This is a genomic window from Microbacterium sp. TNHR37B (genome assembly GCF_001620065.1).
GTDB lineage: Bacteria > Actinomycetota > Actinomycetes > Actinomycetales > Microbacteriaceae > Microbacterium.
In genome coordinates, this window is record NZ_LQGV01000001.1 from 1,303,923 (window position 1) to 1,324,257 (window position 20,335).

Annotated in this window: 17 protein-coding genes and 2 pseudogenes; 12 read left to right on the top strand and 7 right to left on the bottom strand. The window is 63.2% G+C overall.

The window, feature by feature from the left end; all coding sequences use genetic code 11:
* Window positions 1-16: 16 nt before the first annotated feature.
* The 6 genes from AVP41_RS06260 (at window position 17) to AVP41_RS16585 (ending at window position 5,823) form a co-directional block, all read left to right on the top strand.
* Complete coding sequence (locus tag AVP41_RS06260; RefSeq protein ID WP_157532392.1) at window positions 17-718, top strand: N-acetyltransferase; 702 nt, start codon at window positions 17-19, stop codon at window positions 716-718.
* The gene (locus tag AVP41_RS06265; RefSeq protein WP_067162179.1) at window positions 715-1,737 is read left to right on the top strand and encodes a methyltransferase; all 1,023 of its coding nucleotides are present in this window, start codon (window positions 715-717) and stop codon (window positions 1,735-1,737) included. Before AVP41_RS06260 ends, AVP41_RS06265 begins: the two co-directional genes overlap by 4 nt.
* Entirely contained in the window at window positions 1,734-3,353 is a 1,620-nt protein-coding gene (locus tag AVP41_RS06270; protein ID WP_067162180.1) for an acyl-CoA dehydrogenase family protein, read from the top strand. The genes AVP41_RS06265 and AVP41_RS06270 overlap by 4 nt, the downstream gene beginning before the upstream one ends.
* Entirely contained in the window at window positions 3,350-3,982 is a 633-nt protein-coding gene (locus tag AVP41_RS06275) for a hypothetical protein (RefSeq protein ID WP_067162182.1), read from the top strand. Before AVP41_RS06270 ends, AVP41_RS06275 begins: the two co-directional genes overlap by 4 nt.
* A 70-nt stretch (window positions 3,983-4,052) precedes the next feature.
* Complete coding sequence (locus AVP41_RS06280) at window positions 4,053-5,240, top strand: cytochrome P450 (RefSeq protein WP_176472509.1); 1,188 nt, start codon at window positions 4,053-4,055, stop codon at window positions 5,238-5,240.
* The gene (locus AVP41_RS16585; protein WP_141236367.1) at window positions 5,221-5,823 is read left to right on the top strand and encodes a hypothetical protein; all 603 of its coding nucleotides are present in this window, start codon (window positions 5,221-5,223) and stop codon (window positions 5,821-5,823) included. The genes AVP41_RS06280 and AVP41_RS16585 overlap by 20 nt, the downstream gene beginning before the upstream one ends.
* Here AVP41_RS16585 and AVP41_RS16915 read toward each other — a convergent pair.
* From AVP41_RS16915 to AVP41_RS06295, 3 genes and pseudogenes are all read right to left on the bottom strand, one after another.
* Window positions 5,768-6,160 carry a 4'-phosphopantetheinyl transferase family protein gene (locus AVP41_RS16915; RefSeq protein ID WP_231902677.1) on the bottom strand — a complete coding sequence of 131 codons (393 nt, stop codon included), beginning with the start codon at window positions 6,158-6,160 and terminating at the stop codon, window positions 5,768-5,770. The two genes, AVP41_RS16585 and AVP41_RS16915, sit on opposite strands and share 56 nt — an antisense overlap.
* A gap of 6 nt (window positions 6,161-6,166) precedes the next feature.
* Window positions 6,167-6,532 (bottom strand): annotated as a pseudogene (locus AVP41_RS17105) (hypothetical protein); the annotation flags it as partial.
* A gap of 260 nt (window positions 6,533-6,792) precedes the next feature.
* Window positions 6,793-7,761, bottom strand: a complete 969-nt coding sequence (locus AVP41_RS06295) for a helix-turn-helix transcriptional regulator (RefSeq protein ID WP_082829040.1) — start codon at window positions 7,759-7,761, stop codon at window positions 6,793-6,795.
* A 313-nt stretch (window positions 7,762-8,074) separates the two neighbouring features.
* Between AVP41_RS06295 and AVP41_RS06300 the strand changes: the two genes are divergently transcribed.
* From AVP41_RS06300 to AVP41_RS16320, 5 genes and pseudogenes are all read left to right on the top strand, one after another.
* The gene (locus tag AVP41_RS06300) at window positions 8,075-9,475 is read left to right on the top strand and encodes an MFS transporter (RefSeq protein WP_217987206.1); all 1,401 of its coding nucleotides are present in this window, start codon (window positions 8,075-8,077) and stop codon (window positions 9,473-9,475) included.
* A gap of 76 nt (window positions 9,476-9,551) precedes the next feature.
* Window positions 9,552-10,748: a 3-deoxy-7-phosphoheptulonate synthase gene (locus AVP41_RS16315; RefSeq protein ID WP_082829041.1), complete on the top strand. Its 1,197-nt coding sequence runs from the start codon at window positions 9,552-9,554 to the stop codon at window positions 10,746-10,748.
* Between the two features lie 2 nt (window positions 10,749-10,750).
* Window positions 10,751-11,416, top strand: a complete 666-nt coding sequence (locus tag AVP41_RS06315) for an isochorismatase family protein (protein ID WP_067162197.1) — start codon at window positions 10,751-10,753, stop codon at window positions 11,414-11,416.
* The gene (locus tag AVP41_RS06320) at window positions 11,409-13,250 is read left to right on the top strand and encodes an anthranilate synthase family protein (RefSeq protein WP_067162199.1); all 1,842 of its coding nucleotides are present in this window, start codon (window positions 11,409-11,411) and stop codon (window positions 13,248-13,250) included. Before AVP41_RS06315 ends, AVP41_RS06320 begins: the two co-directional genes overlap by 8 nt.
* An 89-nt stretch (window positions 13,251-13,339) precedes the next feature.
* Window positions 13,340-16,513, top strand: a pseudogene (locus tag AVP41_RS16320) (thioester reductase domain-containing protein); the annotation flags it as partial.
* A 135-nt stretch (window positions 16,514-16,648) separates the two neighbouring features.
* On the opposite strand, the gene AVP41_RS16920 reads toward AVP41_RS16320, so the two are convergent.
* Both AVP41_RS16920 and AVP41_RS17110 read right to left on the bottom strand, forming a co-directional pair.
* Window positions 16,649-17,968, bottom strand: a complete 1,320-nt coding sequence (locus AVP41_RS16920) for an ISL3 family transposase (protein WP_442922776.1) — start codon at window positions 17,966-17,968, stop codon at window positions 16,649-16,651.
* 179 nt (window positions 17,969-18,147) lie between these two features.
* Window positions 18,148-18,366, bottom strand: a complete 219-nt coding sequence (locus AVP41_RS17110) for a hypothetical protein (protein ID WP_067162201.1) — start codon at window positions 18,364-18,366, stop codon at window positions 18,148-18,150.
* 128 nt (window positions 18,367-18,494) lie between these two features.
* On the opposite strand from AVP41_RS17110, the gene AVP41_RS06335 reads away from it, so the two are divergent.
* On the top strand, window positions 18,495-18,965 hold the full coding sequence (locus AVP41_RS06335; protein WP_218867906.1) for a CueP family metal-binding protein: 471 nt from the start codon (window positions 18,495-18,497) through the stop codon (window positions 18,963-18,965).
* 322 nt (window positions 18,966-19,287) lie between these two features.
* On the opposite strand, the gene AVP41_RS06340 is transcribed toward AVP41_RS06335, so the two are convergent.
* Window positions 19,288-19,995: a DNA cytosine methyltransferase gene (locus tag AVP41_RS06340; RefSeq protein WP_255249018.1), complete on the bottom strand. Its 708-nt coding sequence runs from the start codon at window positions 19,993-19,995 to the stop codon at window positions 19,288-19,290.
* Entirely contained in the window at window positions 19,983-20,213 is a 231-nt protein-coding gene (locus AVP41_RS16995; RefSeq protein WP_255249017.1) for a DNA cytosine methyltransferase, read from the bottom strand. The genes AVP41_RS06340 and AVP41_RS16995 overlap by 13 nt, the downstream gene beginning before the upstream one ends.
* Window positions 20,214-20,335: the final 122 nt, after the last annotated feature.

The following is a 20,335-nucleotide window of genomic DNA, read 5'->3' on the forward strand; positions in this document are numbered from 1 at the left end:
GCCGGCATTCTTGAACTTGGACATCCCGTGGCCGGCGTTCATCGAACCCAACCGGCTGCTAGTGGAATGGGGCATCCACGCCCACGCCGAGCACCAGCTCATCGTGCTCGACGGTGATACCCCGATCGCCCGCGCCTCCTCTCTGCCCCTGCACTGGGACGGCAACCCGCAGACGCTTCCGAGCCGCGGCTGGGACGGAGTCATCGAGCAATCAGCGACCGATACCTACAGCGAGGCGACTCTCAACACGTTGTGCGCACTCGAAGCCGGCATCGACACCAGCCACACGGGCCGGGGCCTATCCCAATCCGTGTTCGCTGCTCTGCGCGATCATGCTCGCGAGGCCGGGTTCGAGCACTTCATCGCCCCGGTCCGGCCCAGCGGCAAGACCGAGTTCCCCGAGATGCCCATCGAGGACTACGTCGAGCGTCGCCGAGACGATGGGCAACGCGCCGACAACTGGCTGCGAATCCACGAACGGATCGGTGGGCGCATCATCGCACTCAGCCACACTTCCATGACCATCTCCGCACCCCTCGACATCTGGAGGACCTGGACCGCGGAACCCTTCACCACCACCGGCCTGATCATCGTCGGTGGCGGTATCGCCCCGGTCTACGCCAACACAGACCTCGACTACGCCGTCTACATCGAGCCCAATGTCTGGGTCAGACACCGACTCACCGACGCGCCCGCCGAGGAAGGACAGGGATCATGACAAGCCTTCAAGACCGCGACACCGTCATCCGTCTCATCGGCGGCTACATGGTCTCCGACGCTATCCGCGCGGCAGTACACCTCGCCGTCTTCACCCACCTGGACACGACCCCCGGGATGAGACTGGAAGAGCTAGCAGCCCGGACCAGAGCTCCGGCAGACCACCTCGACCGCGTCCTGAACCTGCTGCGCTATGCCGGGCTGATCGAACAGCGCGAATCTGGCCTGCACAATACCCGCCTCGGCACCGTGCTGGTGCCCGGCAAACCCGGCTCGTTGGCAGCCTTCGCCGAGAATTTCACCAGCCCCTTGTTCCAGCGCGCCTGGGACCATCTCGAAACCTCGACCCTCACCGGCGAAGCCGGGTTCGACCGCGAATACCACCAGCCGGTCTATGACTATCTCAGCCAGGACACTGGCGCGAACACCCTGTTCAACCAGGCCATGCAGGAAGAAGCCACCGCCACCGCCGAGTCCGCTGCCGCGTTGATCTCCATCGGCGAGGACGAGACCGTCGTCGACATCGGCGGCGGAGACGGCACCTTCCTGACCACCGTGCTACAGACAGCACCGACGGCGACCGGCATTGTCTTCGACAGCCCCGCCGGAATTGCCGCCGCCGAGAACGTCATCGCCCGCGCCGGGCTGACCGAGCGGTGCGCCAGCATCGCCGGAGACTTCTTCGCCGCGATCCCACCGGACGGGACGACCTACATCATCAAGAGCGTCCTCCAGGACTGGGACGACGAGCACGCCCTGGCCCTCCTCTCCACGTGCAAAGAGCAGATCCCGGATGGAGCACGTCTCATCATCATCGGGAACTTCCTGCCCGACGTTTACACCGACGAAGCAGCCGTGGGGTATCTGACCGATGTGTGCATGCTCGTCATCAGCGGCGGCCGCGAGCGCACCCTCGCCGACCTCACGGCACTGCTTGATCGGGCAGGGTTCAACACCGCCGAGCTGCGCCACCAGCGGCTCGGACCGCTGACCGCCGTCGAATTGGGGCCACGCCGATGACCGCACCGAGCCGCGACTACGACCCCAACTCCATCATCGACCAGATCCTCAGCGGACACGCCCCTGCGTCGGACCAGCCGAGCACTCGTACGGAGCTCTCACCCGAGGAAGCCCGCTTCGTGGTGAGCATCACCGACTGGTGCTCACGACATGACCTGGCAGAACGCATCGAATCCAGTGCCCAGATACCCGATGACCTCCTCCAGGATCTCGGACAGCTGGGCGCCTTCCGGATCACCATCCCTACCCGCTACGGCGGTCTGGGATTCTCCGATACCTGCCTACTCGCGGTGCTCTCCGTGCTCACCTCCGCGCATGCGAGCCTGTGCGAGGTCATCGCCGCGCACCAGGTCATCGGCGCCGTTCGCCCCCTCCTTGAGTTCGGCACCGAGACCCAGCGTGACCGCTACCTACCGCAGCTGACCGAACAAGTCTCGGCCTTCGCGCTCAACGAGCCCGAACTCGGCTACGGCAGCGGACCCCTGCGGACTACCGCCTTCTTCGACGCCGATGAGGGCGCCTATCGGGTCACCGGTACCAAGACGTGGATCACCAACGCCACGATCGCTTCCCACGTGATCGTCCTGGTCGACGTCGCCGCCACCGAGAACTCATCGGGCGGGATCACTGCCATGCTGATCGCCACCGATGATCCCGGCGTAATGCGTGGCCCTCAGAGTCGCTTCGCCGGCATGCATGGCCTGCCCAACGGCCGGCTGCAGTTCAATGACGCCCGCGTTCCTGCCGACCGGATCATCGGTGGGGAGGGCAACGGCGTCGAGGTCGCCCTAACCTGCCTGAGTCAGTGCCGTGCCGCTCTGCCGGTGGCGGGACTGACGACGATTCTCACCTGCCTGCAGCAGGCCGTGGCCTGGGCCGGCGAAGACCGGCAGACCCGTCGCGGACTGCACACCCACCCCCAGACTCAGCACCACCTCTCCACCCTCATGACCGAGGCACTGGTCGCCAACGCCGTGACCTGGCATGCCCTCGACGAGCAGTGTGCGCCGACCGACAGCGAAGCCGCCAAGCTCATTGTCAGCGAGGCCGCCGACCGAGCGACCGACACGGTGATGCAACTGGTCGGCGGACGAGGCTACGAAACCGCGGCCTCGGCACGAGCCCGCGAGGCAACACCATGGCCAATCGAACGTCTCTGGCGCGACACCCGCGTCACCCGCATCTTCGACAGCTCCACCGAGATGCTCAAAGACTTTCTCGCCCAACCCCCGAGCGATGCCCCCACGACGGCGCCGACGATGGCCAACGGAGATATGGCCGAGCGCGTGACCCGCCTGCACCGCGCGATCGCCCGCGAGCCCTACGACCCATGGATGAGAGCGAGCGCCGTCGACTGTGCTCTGGAGCTGTTCACCCTCGCATGCTTGCACCGGTACCGGCGGCACCTCGGCGAGGACAGTCATCCCACCACCACGGCATGGGAGACGGCCAGCGTCGAATTGCACCGCCGCATCGACGCACACTTGCAAACCCTCTCCAGCCCCTCCCGCCTTCAGCGGCAGCGAAAATTGTCCACCGAGCTCCTCAACATCCCCCGGGCAGGCCTTCCCGCCGCGTTCACTCGTCCCCTCAGCGACCTCGGAGTGCACCGATGACAGCAGAAATCCCGGACGCGGTCCTGTCTGAAAACCCACTGGCCCACGCCATCGAGTCTGGCAGCATCACCCCCGGCGACCTCGGCTCGCTGGCATCTCATCTCGACGCTCTCGTGGCATCAAACGTCGCCTCGACCCAGCTCATGATCGACCGGCACCACAACACAGCGGTCGCGGAGCTCTACACGCTCAGCCACCAATCCGAACAGGAAGCACACCGCCTCCTGCAACCGTTCGTCAGCGCCTACCACCAGTCTTCCGAGCGGGGGAGCGACTTGGACGCCTACGCCATGGTCTACCCCGCCCACATTGCTCGCATCGCCGTCACCGGCAGCCCCTGGGACTATCCGGTCTGCTTCCGCCACCTCGTGAACGCCTCCACACGCTGCTACCAGCAACTGCGCGAAGCCCTGGCGCACACCGGGGCGTTCACCGACAACCAGCTCGCACACTTCGACTACTTCGGCCATGCCGATGCCGCCGAGATCCAGACGATCGACACCTTGCTCGCCACAGCACCGCCGAAGGCACTGACCCCGGCCCTGGGACTAGCCAGACATCTTGCCGTCTTCGAAGACCTCTTCTGGCAACGCATGCTCGCCCTATGCACCCCGAGCCCCGCAGCCTAAGGAGATACTCATGCCCATCCCGTTTCACACCGCCCCCGTGACCACTCTGCCCAGTAGATCCGGTGCTTGCATGTACGCCAAGACCGAGGAACTCCGACGTCTCGGCCCCGCCGTTCCGGTCGAACTGCCCGACGGACTCACCGCATGGTCAGTTGTGCGCGGTGAGACCGTCTCCTATCTGCTCACCCACCCAGACGTCTCCCGCGACGTGACCCGCGCTGTGCCCACCTATGAGACCGGCGAGGTGCCTTGGTTGGCTCCCTGGATTGATCTGCAGAACATGACGACCAAGGACGGTGCCGACCACTCCCGTCTGCGCCGGGTCGTCGTGCCCTCGCTGACCTACCGTCGCATCCAGCAGTTGCGCCCAGCCATCGAGAACACAGTGCGTGGCCTTATCGAGGACCTCGCCAACAAGGCCGACGACACCCCCGTTGATGTCCACGCCGCATTCTCCTACCAGATCCCTACTCTCGTCATCTGCGATCTGCTTGGCATCCCCGAGGACCAGCGGCCCGAGGTGCTGCGTGTGTTCCGCCTCGTTGCTCGCACCGATGCTCTCAGCGAAGACGAAGCCACCCAGCTCAACCTCGATCTGCTCACCGCTATGCGCACACTCATCGACGAGAAGCGCGCCCACCCCGGCGACGACCTCACCAGCATCCTCATCATCGAAAGTCAGAAAGAGGAAGACCCTCTCACCGAGGACGAACTCATCGCCACGTTGCTGCTCATGATCGGCGGGGGCAGCCAGACGACCATCAACCTCATTGACCATGCTCTGGCCGATCTCACTGCCTGCCCTCACGCCCGACAGTCCCTGATTCGAGGAGAAGATCCGAGACCCATCATTGAAGAGTCTCTGCGCAAGGACTGTCCGGTGATGAACTTGCCAATGCGATGGGCTCTTGCTGACATCGACCTTGGCGAGGGTGTCATGATCCGAACTGGAGAACCCATCCTGCTCAACTACGGCGGCCACGGCAGAGACGAGAACGTCAACCCCGAACCCGCGCACTTCGATCCGGACCGGACGAACCCGCAGCACTTGGCGTTCGGACTCGGGGTGCATCGTTGCCCGGGCTCGCACTTGGCGATCCTTGAGGCAGAGGTCGCCGTAAGCCTGTTCTGCCAGGCCTTCCCTCATGCACAGCTCGTCGGCGCCATCGACGATTATGCAGGGCCGACATTCATCGGCAATGACTTGCTCGAACTGCCCATGCGACTCGGAAACGCCCATGAAGCCGCACAGCACTGACTTCGAGATCGCCACCCGAGCCGCCGGGATCATCCGGGACGCCGGATATCTCACCGTCGCCACGACAGCACCTGACTCGAGCCCTTGGGCGGCGCAGCTCCAGTACGCATGGTTCACCGACCCGCTGCGGTTCGTGGTGGGCTCAGCTGTCAGCGCACGGCATACGTGCCATGTCCTCAGCACGGGAGTTGCCGCAGCGACTGTCTCCACACTGCCCGGCACTGCGCACGGCCTTGACGGGCTTCAGATGGCCGGTGATTGCCGCGCGCTTTCCGGTGCGGAGCTGACATCGGTACTGGAGGCGTTCTACCAGCAGATGTTCACTGACCCGGCAGAAGCACGGGCCCAAGCGCTCCCGGTCGCCCAACTCCATGGAGGCGGACCGCAGCGCCTGCTGGAGCTGCGTCCGCGCGAGCTCTGGATCCTCGATCTCGATCGCTGGGAGCATGACGGTGTCTCGGTACGTCGAATCGTTGATATTCAGGCCGTCGAAGAATCCCTCGCTGCACTGCTCACAGGTGAGTCCGCTACTGACTTACCTGCTGCTCCAGAGCGACCGCCGTCAGGACGCGATCCTCGCTGATTCCCCACCGCCCGTCGATCGAGCTGATACGGAATCGAGATCGCGCTTCGCTATCCAGAGGCAGACAGCCCGTGAAGGTGCCAGTAACGGGGTCGATGCTGAGCACACGCTCCTGGTAGTCCAACCACTGACCGGTCAGCGGGAACCACGCCTTGAACATGGCCTCCTTGGCACTGAACAATAGGCGATCCCACGCAACGGTCGGCCACGATGTTTCCAGCGACGCAAGCGCCAGGCGTTCAGCGGTACTCGCGATCAAATCCAATGTGCCTTTAGGCAAGCTGGTATTGGGTTCGACGTCGATACCAACCGCTCGATACTGCCGCTTCAATGCCACGGCAGCGGCATGGAGGTTCGCGCCATGCGTAAGGCTTCCCACGATACCGGGAGGCCAGACGGGCTCTCGATGTGTTCCCACTGGGATCGGGCCGGGTGGAAGCCCCAGGCGCTGGAGCGCTCGACGCGCACACTCCCGCGTGGTCACGAACTCGATTTGACGCCTGGGAACGGCACCCTCTACACATGCGACTTCCTCGGACCACGCCGGCAGTGGTCTCCCGCCATCCCCGTTGATCTGGACAACCTCCACCGCTGATGGCAACAGACCGCTAAACCCTGTGCACTCCTGCATAGCACGATTCTGCACGCTGTAAGGCGATATGCACGGCGCCGGCCGCTCCGATGCAAGACAGTCTGAATCGATCCCCATGAAAGCTGGATTGGCAACTCCGGGAGCGATCCCTCGGACGAGCAGAGTCTCCGACGCAGTCAAGGCGCCTGTTATCACTGGGTTTGTTTGAATGGTGCTGCAATGTCAAGGTATGGCGCAGCGAGGTCGAGATGGTGTCTCATCTACTGAATTGCGCTCAACGGCTGATATATATGGCGCTCGAACGGTTTTAACAGACATTGCCCCTGCCACGTTCTTGCCTATTCTGCTGGCGACGAGCGGCGGGTGATGCTCGTTACTCAGGGGCGGGGGATCCTTGAGTGCGGCACCGACTCCTGGCGGCTCGTTGGAGCGCTCTCGTGCTCTCCCCCCTTTGGAACGAGCCTTTCGATAGATCGCTTCTCCCGAGACGGATCTGTCGTAGAGTTAACGCGGCTCGGAAGGAGAGTGAGCGTGTCCCGCGTGACGGAATCATTGGGAGTGTAGACCTCAAGCCGATGATCTGGAGATTCCGGCTGGAGCCAGACCTGGTAGTCCACGTCCATCGCACCGAGGGTCGGATGCGATAGAACCATGCGCCCCACCGTGCAGTCGGCCACATCGCCTTCGGCCCATAGATTCGCGAACTCGTCACTCTTCATGGACAGTTCGCCGATCAGCTCGGCCAACCTGGCGTCGCCTGGGTAGCGGCCACACGTCAGCCTCAGGTAAGCAACATGAATACGGGCAAGCTCATCCCAGTTGCTGTAGAGGTCTCGGGTCAGGGGGTCAAGAAAAAACGACCACGGTACGGACGGTCGCCGTCCAATGTCGTGAGGAGCCTCGAACGGTAGATGCTCGAAAAGCAATTCGTGGCCGGAATGATTCCAGGCTAAGACATCGCCGCGTCGCCCGAGGACGACTGCTGGCACCGTCTCGTGCAGAGATTCGAAGAGGGAGAGCACTCGCTTATGAGGGCTCTCGGGCGCTTCGCGCACCATCGGCACCCGCGAGGGCGCGTGCGCGAGGTTGTAAAGGTGAGTTCGCTCGGCATCATCCAGACGCATCACGGAGGCGAGCGCATCCAGCACCTGGAGCGAGGCAGTGCCGGTCTGATCCTGCTCGATTCGTACGTAATACCCCACGCTGACTCCAGCGAGACGCGCGAGCTCCTCGCGACGAAGTCCAGGAACTCGTCGTGGCGCAACTCCAGGGTCGAGGCCGATTGCCGCCGGGTCGGTCTTGTTGCGCCGACTCTTCAAGAAGCTCCCCAGTGTCTCGCCCTTCATGGTTCCAGGCTAACTCGTCGCGAGGCGCGACGGCAGGGCCGAAGGTATCCCTCCCAGGTGTACCCACCTGGCTGGTCAGTATCCCTGGCTCGCCGCACACGCAGACTCGACTTCCCTTGAGTGCACCTGCTGAGGGTACCCACGCCGCGAGATCCCATCCGACTGAGTACCCGAGACGGTGATCTTGTTGGTCAGGCGAGCGCCTTTGAGGATTGAAAGCATGGACACACAACAGACTCTCAGACGCACATCAGCTCCCGCGAGATCATGGTGGGGGCTGATCGCAACCCTGGGCCCAGTCCTGGTTGTCGCTATGGATGGATCCATCCTCTTCCTCGCGATGCCCAGTATCAACGAAGCCATCCAACCGACCACCGACCAGAGCCTGTGGATTCTCGACATTTACGGGTTCGCCGTTGGTTCACTACTGATCACATTCGGAAATCTGGGAGACCGCTTCGGAAGAAAGAAGCTCCTCATGATCGGGGCGGTGATCTTCGGGATTGGTTCACTCTGTGGCGCGTTCTCGCCGACACCCGAGCTGCTGATCGCCTCCCGCGCCCTGATGGGGCTCGGTGGCGCGACGCTCCTCCCTTCGTGTCTCGCCGTGATCAGCGAACTGTTCGAAAATCCAGTCCAAAGAGCACGCGCCATCGGCATTTTCGCTGCGACGTTCGCCGCGGGCTTCGTAATCGGCCCAATCGTAGGCGGCATTCTCCTCAACCACTTCTGGTGGGGCTCCGTCTTCCTGATCAACATCCCAGTGATCGCACTGTTCCTAATCATGGCACCGGTCCTGCTGCGCGAAGTTCACGGCACGCGGCCCGGCAAGATCGACCTGCTCAGTGTCGCTTCATCCGCCGTGGGCCTCCTCATCGCAATCTACGGTGTCAAGCATGCGGCGACGTACGGGATCGACTTGCTGTCTGGTGCCCTGATTCTCGCTGGGATCGGTGTTCTCACATTCTTCGTGCTCCGACAGAAGCGCCTGGAGATCCCACTCTTGGACATTGCACTTTTCAAGAGCCATGTTTTCGCGGTCGCGATTTTGACGGGCCTGCTCTCACTGTTCGTGTGGTCAGCAGCCGCCTACCTGAGCATGACATACCTCCAGTCGGTCCTGGGCTACTCGGTGCTAAACGCAGCGCTGCTGGCAATCCCGGGCGCCGTGGTCCTGACCTTGTCGAGTGTCCTGGCTCCCCGCCTCGTTGAGAAAGTCGGACCGCGAGCAGCGCTGATCATCTGTCACTTCTCCATGGCCGCCGGCATGGGGCTCCTGATCCTCACCAACGACTCCACCGGCGCCGTGTTCTACATCGCATCCACCGTCGTCGCCGGCATCGGCTTCGGCATCTCCTTCAGTTTGGTGGCCGATACAGCGGTCGGTGCAGTACCGGAATCGCGAGCAGGAGCAGCGGGCGCCATCGCCGAAACCAGCAACGAGATCGGGAATGCCCTGGGAATCGCGCTCCTCGGGTCGCTGCTCACCGTCGTCTTCCGCGCGACCTATCCCGGTGAAGAAACCGGTATCGCTGAGGTCGTCGATGGAGCAGGCACGGCCACCGCGATGTACGAGACCGCTCAGACTGCCTTCCTAAACGGCTTCCACGCAGTCGCCGCCACAGCCGCCGTCATCTGCGCGGCACTGGGAATCCTTGCAATCCGATGGATCCCGAAATCGACCGCACTTCCCTCTGCCTACGGCGACGAGTAGATCCAACTCACGCCGCTGACTTCCAGCGGAATCGCGACCACCATCCGTATTTGCACTCCTCCAGAAGGATAGAACATTGACCGTACTCAATGCCACCGTCGATCCCAGCCTCGCTCGTCTCGTCGGCGGTGTGCGGGAGCGCATCGCCTCCCGTCCTGCCCAGCAACAGCCGACATGGGAAGATGCCGATTCGCGCCAAGAGATTGTTTCGCTCCTCGCCGCTAGCACACCGCTCGTCTCCGAAGGCGAAGTTCTGCGCTTGCGTGAAGGACTGGCCAACGTCGCACAGGGTCAGGCTGTCGTGCTCCAAGCGGGAGACTGCGCTGAGCCGATCACCGATACCGCGGACGACGTCGTGGATGCGAAGGTCCATGCGCTCGCCAAGATGGAAGACGCTCTGCAAACGCGAAGTGGGCAGCCTGTCGTCAAGATCGGGCGTATCGGCGGGCAGTTCGCCAAGCCGCGTTCGCAGACGCATGAAGTCGTATCCGGATCTTCACTGCCGACGTATCGCGGGGCGTTGGTAAACGATCCGTTCCCATCAGCGCGTGCCCGACGACACGAGCCCGAGCGAATGCTTCGAGCTCACGCCGCCGCCGCCGCAATCACTGGCCGGGTTCGAAGCCACACAGAACAGACGGTCTGGACGAGCCACGAGGCGCTGGTTCTGGACTATGAAACTCCCTTGCTCCGGACCACCACGGCGGGAGAGGTGATGCTCTCATCAGCTCACACGGTCTGGATCGGAGCCCGAACGAACCAGGCCGATCACGCCCACGTCGAACTGGCCTCCCGAATCATCAACCCGGTCGGCTGCAAGGTGACCGCTTTCACGACCGAAGAGAGCCTCAGCGCCATCGCTCAGCGGATCGATCCAGCTCGGCAGGACGGAAAACTCATGCTCATCGCGCGCATGGGCGACAGCATAGATCGCCTTCCAGCATTGATGAGAACCCTTCAACAGGAGGGCTACAAGCCGATCTGGATGAGCGACCCAATGCACGCAAACACTGTTACGGCATCGGACGGACGAAAGACCCGGTACATGGAAGCAATCACTCGTGAATTGACAGCGTTCCAAGATGCCGCCGCCAGCGAAGGAGTCCATGCCGGCGGAGTGCACCTGGAGACCACCATCGACGCCGTGAGGGAGTGCCTCGGCACTTCCAGCGATCTTCGGGACGGACACGCTCCCTACACCTCCCTGTGCGATCCCCGCCTCACCCTGAGCCAGGCGATCGAAGTACTCAACCATTGGAAGATCAGGAACTGACCATGCCAACCAACACCTACTGGGACACAGCGCAAACCATCCACTACGCCATGCCGCAGAGCTCGGAGTATCCCAATCCCGTGGTTCCCTGGCGGGCCTCGGCAAAGCGATCCGTCCTGCTGGTCCACGACATGCAGCGCTACTTCCTGGAGCGCTTCGATACGGCTCGACAGCCCGCAACTGACCTTGTGGACAACATCGAACGAAGCATCTCCGTTGCCCGTCGACTCGGAATTCCAATCGTGTACACCGCTCAGCCCGGAAGCATGACTCCTGAGCAGCGGGGACTTCTGAAAGACTTCTGGGGACCCGGCATGACGATATCGCCAGAGCACCGAATGGTGATCGATCGCCTCGCTCCTCAACAAGGAGACCTTGTTGTCGACAAGTGGAGGTACTCGGCCTTTGCCCGTACGCCTCTGGAAGACTTCATCCGAGGAACAGGCCGCGATCAGCTGGTCATCTGCGGCATCTATGCACACGTCGGTGTGCTCGCCACCGCCACCGACTCGTATACGAAGGATCTCGAAACCTTCCTCCTCGCGGATGCGGTCGCCGACTTCGACAGAACCCAGCACCTTCGCGCCCTCGACTACACCGCCCGAACGTCAGCGCGAGTCCTCCCGACTCAAATTGCCATCGCAGAATGGGAGGAGTCCGATGTTTGATCTCGCCGCAGAGGCTTTCGCCCTCGTCATGAAGGACGGCCAGGTACACCAGTTTGCCGGCGACTCCATGCTTTTCGACGATCTCGACCAAGCACGATCCCACCCAGGCGAAAAGATCGTCGCGATCCCTTTCCGTCAGGCTCTCTGGGGCGACCGCCCTATGTCTGCTGCGGAACGGCGGGCACGTCAGCACGTTTCGTCGATACAGGTTCATCACCACGAGAAGACGCCTCTGCGTGATTTCCTCGCACAGGCCGACCTCGAATCGGTAGAGCTGCGCAGCGGACACTTCGACGTCAACGATCAGGAGTATGCGGAACGCGTCAGGGCAGTTATCGACAACGAGATCCGAGCTGGGCATGGTTCAAACTTCGTCCTACACCGGACGTACCAAGGTCGCGTTGATAAGCGCGACCCATCCATTGAGCTATCGATCTTCCACGCGCTCCTTCGCAAGCAGGTCGGGGCGTATTGGACATTCCTCGTTCACTTTCCCGACCACACCCTGATCGGCGCCAGCCCAGAGATGCACCTCAGCCGGACTGAGGACGGGCTTACGACGATGAACCCCATCTCCGGCACTTACCGATATCCGAGCGGCGGTCCGGACGCGGCGTCGTTGCGAGAGTTTCTCCAGGACCCCAAGGAGCGCAATGAGCTCTACATGGTTGTGGACGAGGAACTGAAGATCATGGCGGATCTCTGCGAGGAACGGCCGTGGGTCTCCGGACCACAGCTGCGCTTCATGTCGAACCTGGCACACACCGAGTACTTCATCCACGGGTACAGTTCTCTGGACTGGGCGACCGTGATCCGTCGCTCGTTGATCGCCCCCACGATTCTCGGAAGTCCGCTAGAGTCGGCTTTCCGGATGGCCGCTCGCAATGACCTCAGCCCTCGGGGATATCTGGGCGGGGTCCTGGCACACGTATCCGGCAAGGACACGGGAGACTTTGATTCCGCGATCCTGATCCGCACCGCCTGCCTTGAGCAGACGGGAGAAGTGTCCATCCCCGTCGGCTCCACCATCGTCAGGGATTCTGACCCGGTGGTGGAGGCCGCTGAAACCAGCGCCAAGGTCAGTACGGTGCTCACGGGTTTCTCAAGAAAGGGCGACGACGACGCCTTGGCCACACTGGGGCGGGAGTTCCTCGAAGGCAGGCGTTCCGAGGTCGCGGACTTCTGGAATCAGGAAGTGCGCGAATGGTACCAGGGCATGCTTCCTTCTCCGCGACGGGCCCTGGTGGTGGATCATGAAGACCGCTTCACCGGTATGCTCGCCGCCCACCTTCGCTCGATGGGTCTTGACGTCCAGGTGGTGACCGGCTATCCCACTGAGTCCGAGCTCGCGTCGGCAGACCTGCTAGTACTCGGACCGGGCCCAGGCGATCCCAACGATGACAACGACCCGCGTATTGCCAACGCGCGGAGCCTCGCAAGACGAGTCGTTGCTGAGCGCCGCGTCCCGACGCTTGCCGTGTGCCTCTCACACCAAGTCGTGTGCCGGGAACTCGGATTCGAGGTTCGACGACTTGCTCTTCCGAACCAAGGCACTCAACGCAACATCCAAGTCTTCGGTGAAGAAGTACGTGTGGGCTTCTACAATTCCTTCTGCGCATTCGGGCACGCGGATATCGACTCAGTTGTCGACGTGGCAAGCGACAGCAGAACCGGAGAAGTCCATGCAATCCGAACTGACAATCTCATCGGCTTCCAGTTTCACCCGGAATCCATCTTGAGCGTCGACGGCGCACGAGTGCTCCGAAGTGCCGTCGAGACGCTCCTGACAAACAGCACCGCTACAGCGATGGCCGCCACGCAATCGTCGACCTGAAGACGCCTGCTGCGACCAGAAGTACCGGGGCATCTTCGCATAGCGCCATGAACTTGAAGGGAAAGACACCCATGCTCTTGAACACCCAGATGACCTCGATCTTCGAGCGCTTCTCCGGCAGGCCGGCGCTTGCAGACCGCCGACCCATCCCAAGGTCAAACGGGGATCGTGACCTGTTCGACAGCGAGGTACTGGATTGGTACGAGACTCTGAGCTATGAAGAGCTCCGCCGCCGTGTCCTTGCCGCTGCGGCTCAGCTTCATGGTCGACGAATGGTCAAGGGCCCGCTCGCGAGCGGCGACCGCCTTGCGCTACTCGGCTTTCCGGGTATCGACTTCACGACTATCGATTTCGCGTGCAACCTGGCTGGGGTCACAACGGTTCCGCTGCAGACAAGCGGATCTCTGGAGCAACACCGGAGCATCATTGGCGAAACGTCACCTCGCGCACTTGTGATCTCCATTTCCCTGCTGAATAAGGCGGAGAGCATCCTTTCTCACGCGGATTCCATCGATCGCCTCATCGTTCTGGACTACCGTGGCGGTGACCTTTCGCATCGGCGCATCCTTGAATCTGCCGCAAACAGTCTGCCCATCGCTCCTGAACTTCTCGAGCTTGACCCTGATCCAGGGGATGCATTTGGTGATATATGTGACGACCACTTGTCGATGCTTCTATACACTTCGGGGAGCACCGGCGCACCAAAAGGGGCGATGTACTCTGCCAGGCTCGTTCGCGAGATGTGGGGTGGGGAGGGCTGGTCAGAGTTTTTCGCGGAGCAGGACGAGATCGCGAGCTTTCACTACATGCCCATGAGCCATGTTGCTGGGCACTCTTCGGTGCGCAGCACCCTCTCCCGTGGAGGCGTTACGTACTTCTCCTCAACGCCCAACCTCGCGAACTTCTTCGACGATCTCGCACTCGCCCGTCCGACGGAGCTGTCTCTCGTGCCACGTGTATGCGAGTTGCTTCATCAGGAGTACCAGCGTCGCGCAGAGTCCCGGCGCGACGACACTGACGGCTATGCGAGCCAGGCGGTCCTCGAAGACATGCGTACGTCAGTACTCGGCGGGCGGGTGGAATGGGCAAGCTGCACCTCCGCCCCCGTCTCGGCTGAGCTCAAGGCGTTCATGGAGCGTCTGCTCGGGATCGAGCTCCATGAGCTGTACGGCACTACGGAGATCGGCGGCGTTCTGGCAGATGGACGATTTCTCACGCCGCCAGTAATCGACTATCGCCTCGACGACGTTCCCGAGCTCGGATACTTCCGGACCGATCGTCCCTCCGCCCGCGGTGAACTACTCGTGAAGAGCACGTCCACCGTCCCTGGCTACTTCAACCGTCCTGACCTCAATGCCGAGATCTTCACGGAGGATGGCTACTACCGCACCGGCGACATCGCCGCCGTCGATTCCAACGGCACCGTCCGCATCATCGATCGGAAGAATTCTATTATCAAGCTCTCCCAGGGCGAATTCGTTGCGTTACCATCTCTTGAGGCAACCTTCGTCGCCGGTAGCACCTTGATCAGGCAGGTGTTCCTCTACGGCCGGAGTGACTGGTCAGCCCTCGTCGCCGTCGTCGTGCCGACCGACCTCGCTCAAAGCGCGGCCGCCGACGACGAGCGGAATCAAACCATGGCCAAGCTGATGCTCGACGAGCTGCGCCACGTGGCCGAGCGAGAGCACCTGAATTCATATGAGGTGCCGGCCGCAGTGATCGTCGAGAGCGAACCCTTCTCCGAGGAGAACGGGCTGCTCTCCGATCACCGCAAGCCCGTTCGCCCACGCCTCCATGACAAGTACCAGTCACAACTGGAGGCAATCTACGAACAGATTGTCGCTGCCCGAGACGATGCTCTCACCGACCTCATCGCCCACGGAGCCGAGAACGACACTGCGAGCACGATCCGTGACGCAGCCGCGCTGACGCTGCAGATCGAGCCAGCGACGGTCTCGATCGACGCCAAGTTTCGGAACCTCGGCGGTGACTCTCTGACGGCCGTGCACCTTTCGCGCCTGTTGAATCAGATCTACGGCCTTCACATCCCGGTCGACGTCCTCGTCAGCGAGGCCAGAACCTTCGCGGACCTCGGCGAGTACATGGACGGCAAACGCGGACAGCGCGAGTGGCTCGCGACGTTTGAGGAGATTCACACTTCTGATATGCGCCCCCTCTACGCCGAAGAACTCACCGTCGAGCGGTTCCTCTCATCTAGGGCGACCATCAACCCAAGCTCCACACGCTACGGGGCACCTCAGGGGGTGCTCATCACTGGCGCCAGCGGTTTCCTCGGCCGCTTCCTCTGCCTCGAATGGCTACGCAGGTTCGCCGGCACGACGCGACGCGTCACCTGCCTTGTCCGCGCCAACAGTCATGCCGCGGCAAGAGCGCGCCTTCGCGCGACCTACTCCTCGTCGCCAGAGCTGCTAGCTGAATTCGACAGGCTCGCCGGGAATCTTGACGTGGTTGCCGGAGACCTGGCCGAACCGCGCCTCGGACTCGATGAACAGATCTGGAAGTCACTTTCGCAGGACATCACGCACATCATCCACGCTGGTGCGATGGTCAATCACGCGCTGGGATATCGCGAGCTTTTTGCCTCGAATGTCGCCGGTACCGCCGAGGTCCTGCATCTGGCGCTAACCGGACCCCTAAAGCGCATCACCTTCATGTCAAGTATTGCCACGGCTCTCCTCCAGCAAGCTGGGGGGCCGATGACGGAGCGGGTGGATATTCGAGAGGCACTTTCACAGATCGAGGATGCCGGCGGAATCGTTGATGGGTACGCTGCAACGAAATGGGCAAGCGAAGTTCTGCTCCGCAACGCCAACGAACAATTCGGCGTTCCCGTCACGGTCTTCCGTTCCAGCATGATCCTGGCGCACTCTCGCTATCGCGGCCAGATCAATGTTCCAGACACCTATACCCGCCTTCTATTCAGCGTCCTGCAGTCGGGAATCACGCCATCGTCTTTCTATGCGGCGAATGGAGAACACGCACACTATGACGGCCTCCCGGTGGACGTCGTCAGCGAGGCGATCGCCTCACTGGCACAAGACGAGACCCGCGAATATCGCACGTATCATCTCGTCAATCCCTTTGACGATGGGATCTCCCTTGATCGGTTCGTGGAGTGGCTCATCGAAGCGGGTGTAAGTCTCGTGCGGGTAGGCGAGTATGGCCTTTGGATGGAGCGCTTTAAGATGGCACTCTCTGTTCTCGATGACGACGACAAGCGAGCTTCTCTTCTGCCTCTCATTGATGGCTTCCGCGCTCCAGAGGACCCTGTCCGAGGATCGCGCATCGATTCGACCGATCTCCACGGAGCGTTGGCGCAGGCAGGCCTTGCCGATCGCCTGCAACCGTTGAGTGGCTCTTCGGACATCCGGTGGGGGTCATGGGGTGAGTCCGCCGGCGGCGAGGAGCATGCGGAGCCGGTAGTTGTGCCGGTTGCGGTAGCCGCGGGCGAGGCGGCGGTGGAGCTCGATGATCCCGTTCACGGCCTCGGTGCCACCGTTCGATGATCGCCCCGTCGTGAAGTACGCCAGGAACGCGTCGCGCCAGCGGCGGAGGGTGCGGCCCAGTCGTGCGATCTCGGGGATCGGGCAGGTGTGGAACGTGTCGACGACTTGCTCAGCGATCCGCCGCCCCGCGGCCAGATCGCCCTGGTGGTAGGCGGAGCGGAGTTGCTGCGCGCACTGCCAAGCGACGAACACTTCGTCGTGCGCGGGGTCGGCTTCCATCGCCGCGGTCAGCCTCACCCGCTGCTTCTCGGTGAGGTTCTCGGCCCCGGCGCGCAGGATGGTCTGCACCCCGTAGAGCGGGTCGCCCTTGCGTCCGCGGTGCCCGAGGGTGTCTTGCTGAACGCGACGGCGGACCTCGTCGACCGCAGCGGTGCCGAGCTTCACAACGTGGAACGCGTCGAGGACGGCGACGGCGTCGTCGAGCTTGTCGTCGATCGCGGTCTTGTATCCGGCGAACGGATCCAACGCGGCGACCTTCACCTGCTTCCGGAACGCGTCGCCGCGCTCACCGAGCCAGGTCGCGTACGCCTTCCCGGATCGACCGGGCACCAGATCCAGCAGCCTGGCCCGCGTCTTCCCTTGGCTGTCGCGGGTGAGGTCGACCATCCCGGTCAGCTCCTTCGGCCCCCGTCGGCGCGGGTCGACGTGATGCCAGACGTGCTCGTCGACGCCGAGGCTGGTGACATTCTCGAACCGGGACTCGTCCGCCGCGAGCTTGACCAGTTCGGGTTCGACGGCCCGCCACACCGTCTTCCACGACGTCCCGAGCTGCCGGGCGAGTCCTTGGATGGTGGCGTGCTCGCGACGCAGCTGCCCGATCGCCCACGCGACGGCGCGCTTCGTGATCGACCCGCGCGGCGCGACCAGCGACGGGACCTGTTCCACGAACGTCTTCCGCGGACAGCCGGACTCGCCGCACCGCCACATCCGCTGCCGCCACACCACCCTCACCCGCGTCACACCCGGCACGTCATGCAGCACCCGAAGGCGCCGACCACGGCTCGTCACGAGCACGCCGCACCCCGGGCAGCCCGTCGGGGACGCCGGAGTCGAAACGGTCACCACAAGAAGTCCGTCGCGACGCTCGACGTGCTCGACATGGACACCGTCGAGGCCGAGAAGCAGGTCGCAGCGGGCACACGGACAGTCGGCGGGGCGCGCGTCAGCGCACCCCGAAGTAGGGTGAAGCACGTCGAGGTCCTCGGTCGGAATCAGAGAGTTAGCGCTTCTGATCCTCGGGGACCTCGACCCCTACCGCCGAATCACCGCCCGGCCACCCTCACCCCACCGGATGTCCGAAGAGCCAGAAATGGGCCCAACGGTATGCCGAACACAGTAGGGTCGGGATGAGTGATGTCCGTAGTGCACCACTAGGAACCAATTGCAGATGGCTGCTTCATTGCCGAATAGGATCGGGACTGGCGCGACGGTTGCAGGGGATCAGCGGCGGCAAGCACCGGTCCCGCGCTCGGGCCGGCAAGGTCGTAGGCGAGGAGGCCCAGCGCGACCGTCGCCAGCCCAGTGCCGAACAGCGCGGTGATCTGCGCACCGAACAGGTGGCGGATGTCGCGAATCGCGAACAGGCGCATCCATCTTCTCCTCAAACCCTCTCAAGAACACGTAACCCCTCGCCGCTGCCCTCATCCTCTCCGGATGCTCGACGACATCGACCCAACCCGAACCCCCGCCAACCACTTCCCAGTCAATCGACGCCGAGTTGCTGGCCGACCATGATCTGGCCGGCCTCGACGCCGCGCAGATCATCGAACGCCTCGACACGATGCCCGGCGCTGAACGTCCGAGCGACCTCATCGCCTCCGTGCAACCCGACGCACTCGTACTCACCGACGACCAGGAACGCGAGACGGGGCTGCCGATGTCAGACGACGAGGTCTTCATCTCGATCGCCCCGTACCGGGAGCAAACCCACGGCTGCCACTTCCACCGCCTGACCACCTGCCTCGGGGAGCTCGCCGACGCGGAGGTTCGGATCACGCTCACCGGGGAAAACGGCGAGGTACTCATCGACGAAGCACGGCAGACCTACGACAACGGCTTCGTCGGCATCTGGGCGCCCCGCAGCATCGAGGCGACACTCACGATCGAGCACGAAGGCCAGACGGACACCGCGACCATCTCCACGACCGACGAGGACAACCCGAGCTGCATCACCTTGCAGCTGAGTTGAACCCAGGGCATCAACTACTCCATGAACTGTCCCGGGGACTTGTTCTGTTTTTCACGAGTGCAAGCTACGTGAGCGTTGCAGGTGGCCGAATACAACGCAGGTGCTGCCACGTTGAGCCGGGAACCCCGTTCTCATCGTGGCTCAGTGCCTGCCTGCAGCGCGTCAAGCGCGACGACTGCTTGCAGGGGTAGGACGCCGTTGCCCAGGGCTGTGTTCTGCTGGGCCGCGGTCATACCGTGCTCAGGGTCGGTGACCCAGCCGGCAGGGAGGCCCATGAGCCATTCCACGAACTTGGGAGCCGGGCGTGGGCCTTTCTCCTCGTTCAGGATCGCGGGGGCGGGGCTGCCCGTCCGGTGATGTGCTCCCATCGGGCGATGGCCTGGGTGTATCGCCCCCAGCGGTGAAGATGTCCTCGATCAGCGAGAACAGGGTCTCCGACTCGTTCCAGCTGGCGGGCGAGCCATGCGGCCCGTGCAGCGCCAGGTCGATCACCTGGTGACTCAGCGCGATCGTGCCCCGCCGAGCCCGTACCTGATCCAGGGTCTCGCCACCGCGTGAGGAGTCCGATGCCAGCGGCGTCCGGAACAGCGCCTTCGCGGTAGGCGGTGATGAAGATGCGGAACCGGTGATGCGGTGCGCCGGCCAGTGACGCCGGTAGGCCGATCCATCGTGCACTTCTCCGGAGGTCGGCCAGATCTCCGAGTACGGCGCCGTGCGCCCGAAGAGGTCGCGCTGGCTGGTCTCCCAGCAGCCACGGGTCGGGTTCCAGGTTGCGAACGGCGGTTGCGCGCTCGTCGGTTGCATCGTCTGGGTTGCGTGCATCGGGGGTTGCTCCTTCCGGGTTGGGGCGGATTGCGGGTGCGGAGAGCAGGCCGCGGACGTTCTCGATGACGACGAGCTCGGGTTGCAGCGCGTCGATCGCGGCCGCCATGTGCGACCAGAGCCCGGAGCGCGTGCCGGGCGCGAGTCCGGCGCCCTTGCCGACCGTGCTGACGTCTTGGCAGGGGAACCCGCCGATCAGCACGTCCACGGGCGGACCGTCGCCCAGTCGACGGATGTGATGTCGCCGAGGTTTGGGATGCCCGGCCAGTGGTGGGCGAAGACGCGAATGGATGGGGTGTTGATCTCGGAGAACCAGATCGTCTCCCCGCCGGTGGCGTACTCGACGGCAAGGTCGAGGCCGCCGTAGCCGGAGAACAGCGACCCGACCCGGAGAGGGCGGCCGCGCTGGGAATGATCGTCGCGCATGAGGGCTCCGCAGGCTTCGTGAACCCCGGACCTCGACGCGACCGAACGGGCGCCGACTCTCCGGGCTGAACACCTGCCAGGTGCACCACCAGACGACCAGCGCGCATCGAACTACCGCGACC

What these genes read in the sequence shown, in the direction of transcription:
- AVP41_RS06265 (WP_067162179.1), top strand. Translation starts at nt 715, where the DNA reads ATGACAAGCCTTCAAGACCGCGACACCGTCATCCGTCTCATCGGCGGC.
- AVP41_RS06270 (WP_067162180.1), top strand. Translation starts at nt 1,734, where the DNA reads ATGACCGCACCGAGCCGCGACTACGACCCCAACTCCATCATCGACCAG.
- AVP41_RS06275 (WP_067162182.1), top strand. Translation starts at nt 3,350, where the DNA reads ATGACAGCAGAAATCCCGGACGCGGTCCTGTCTGAAAACCCACTGGCC.
- AVP41_RS06280 (WP_176472509.1), top strand. Translation starts at nt 4,053, where the DNA reads ATGTACGCCAAGACCGAGGAACTCCGACGTCTCGGCCCCGCCGTTCCG.
- AVP41_RS16585 (WP_141236367.1), top strand. Translation starts at nt 5,221, where the DNA reads ATGAAGCCGCACAGCACTGACTTCGAGATCGCCACCCGAGCCGCCGGG.
- AVP41_RS06295 (WP_082829040.1), bottom strand. Translation starts at nt 7,761, where the DNA reads ATGAAGGGCGAGACACTGGGGAGCTTCTTGAAGAGTCGGCGCAACAAG.
- AVP41_RS06300 (WP_217987206.1), top strand. Translation starts at nt 8,075, where the DNA reads ATGGATGGATCCATCCTCTTCCTCGCGATGCCCAGTATCAACGAAGCC.
- AVP41_RS06315 (WP_067162197.1), top strand. Translation starts at nt 10,751, where the DNA reads ATGCCAACCAACACCTACTGGGACACAGCGCAAACCATCCACTACGCC.
- AVP41_RS06320 (WP_067162199.1), top strand. Translation starts at nt 11,409, where the DNA reads ATGTTTGATCTCGCCGCAGAGGCTTTCGCCCTCGTCATGAAGGACGGC.
- AVP41_RS17110 (WP_067162201.1), bottom strand. Translation starts at nt 18,366, where the DNA reads ATGCGCCTGTTCGCGATTCGCGACATCCGCCACCTGTTCGGTGCGCAG.
- AVP41_RS16995 (WP_255249017.1), bottom strand. Translation starts at nt 20,213, where the DNA reads ATGCGCGACGATCATTCCCAGCGCGGCCGCCCTCTCCGGGTCGGGTCG.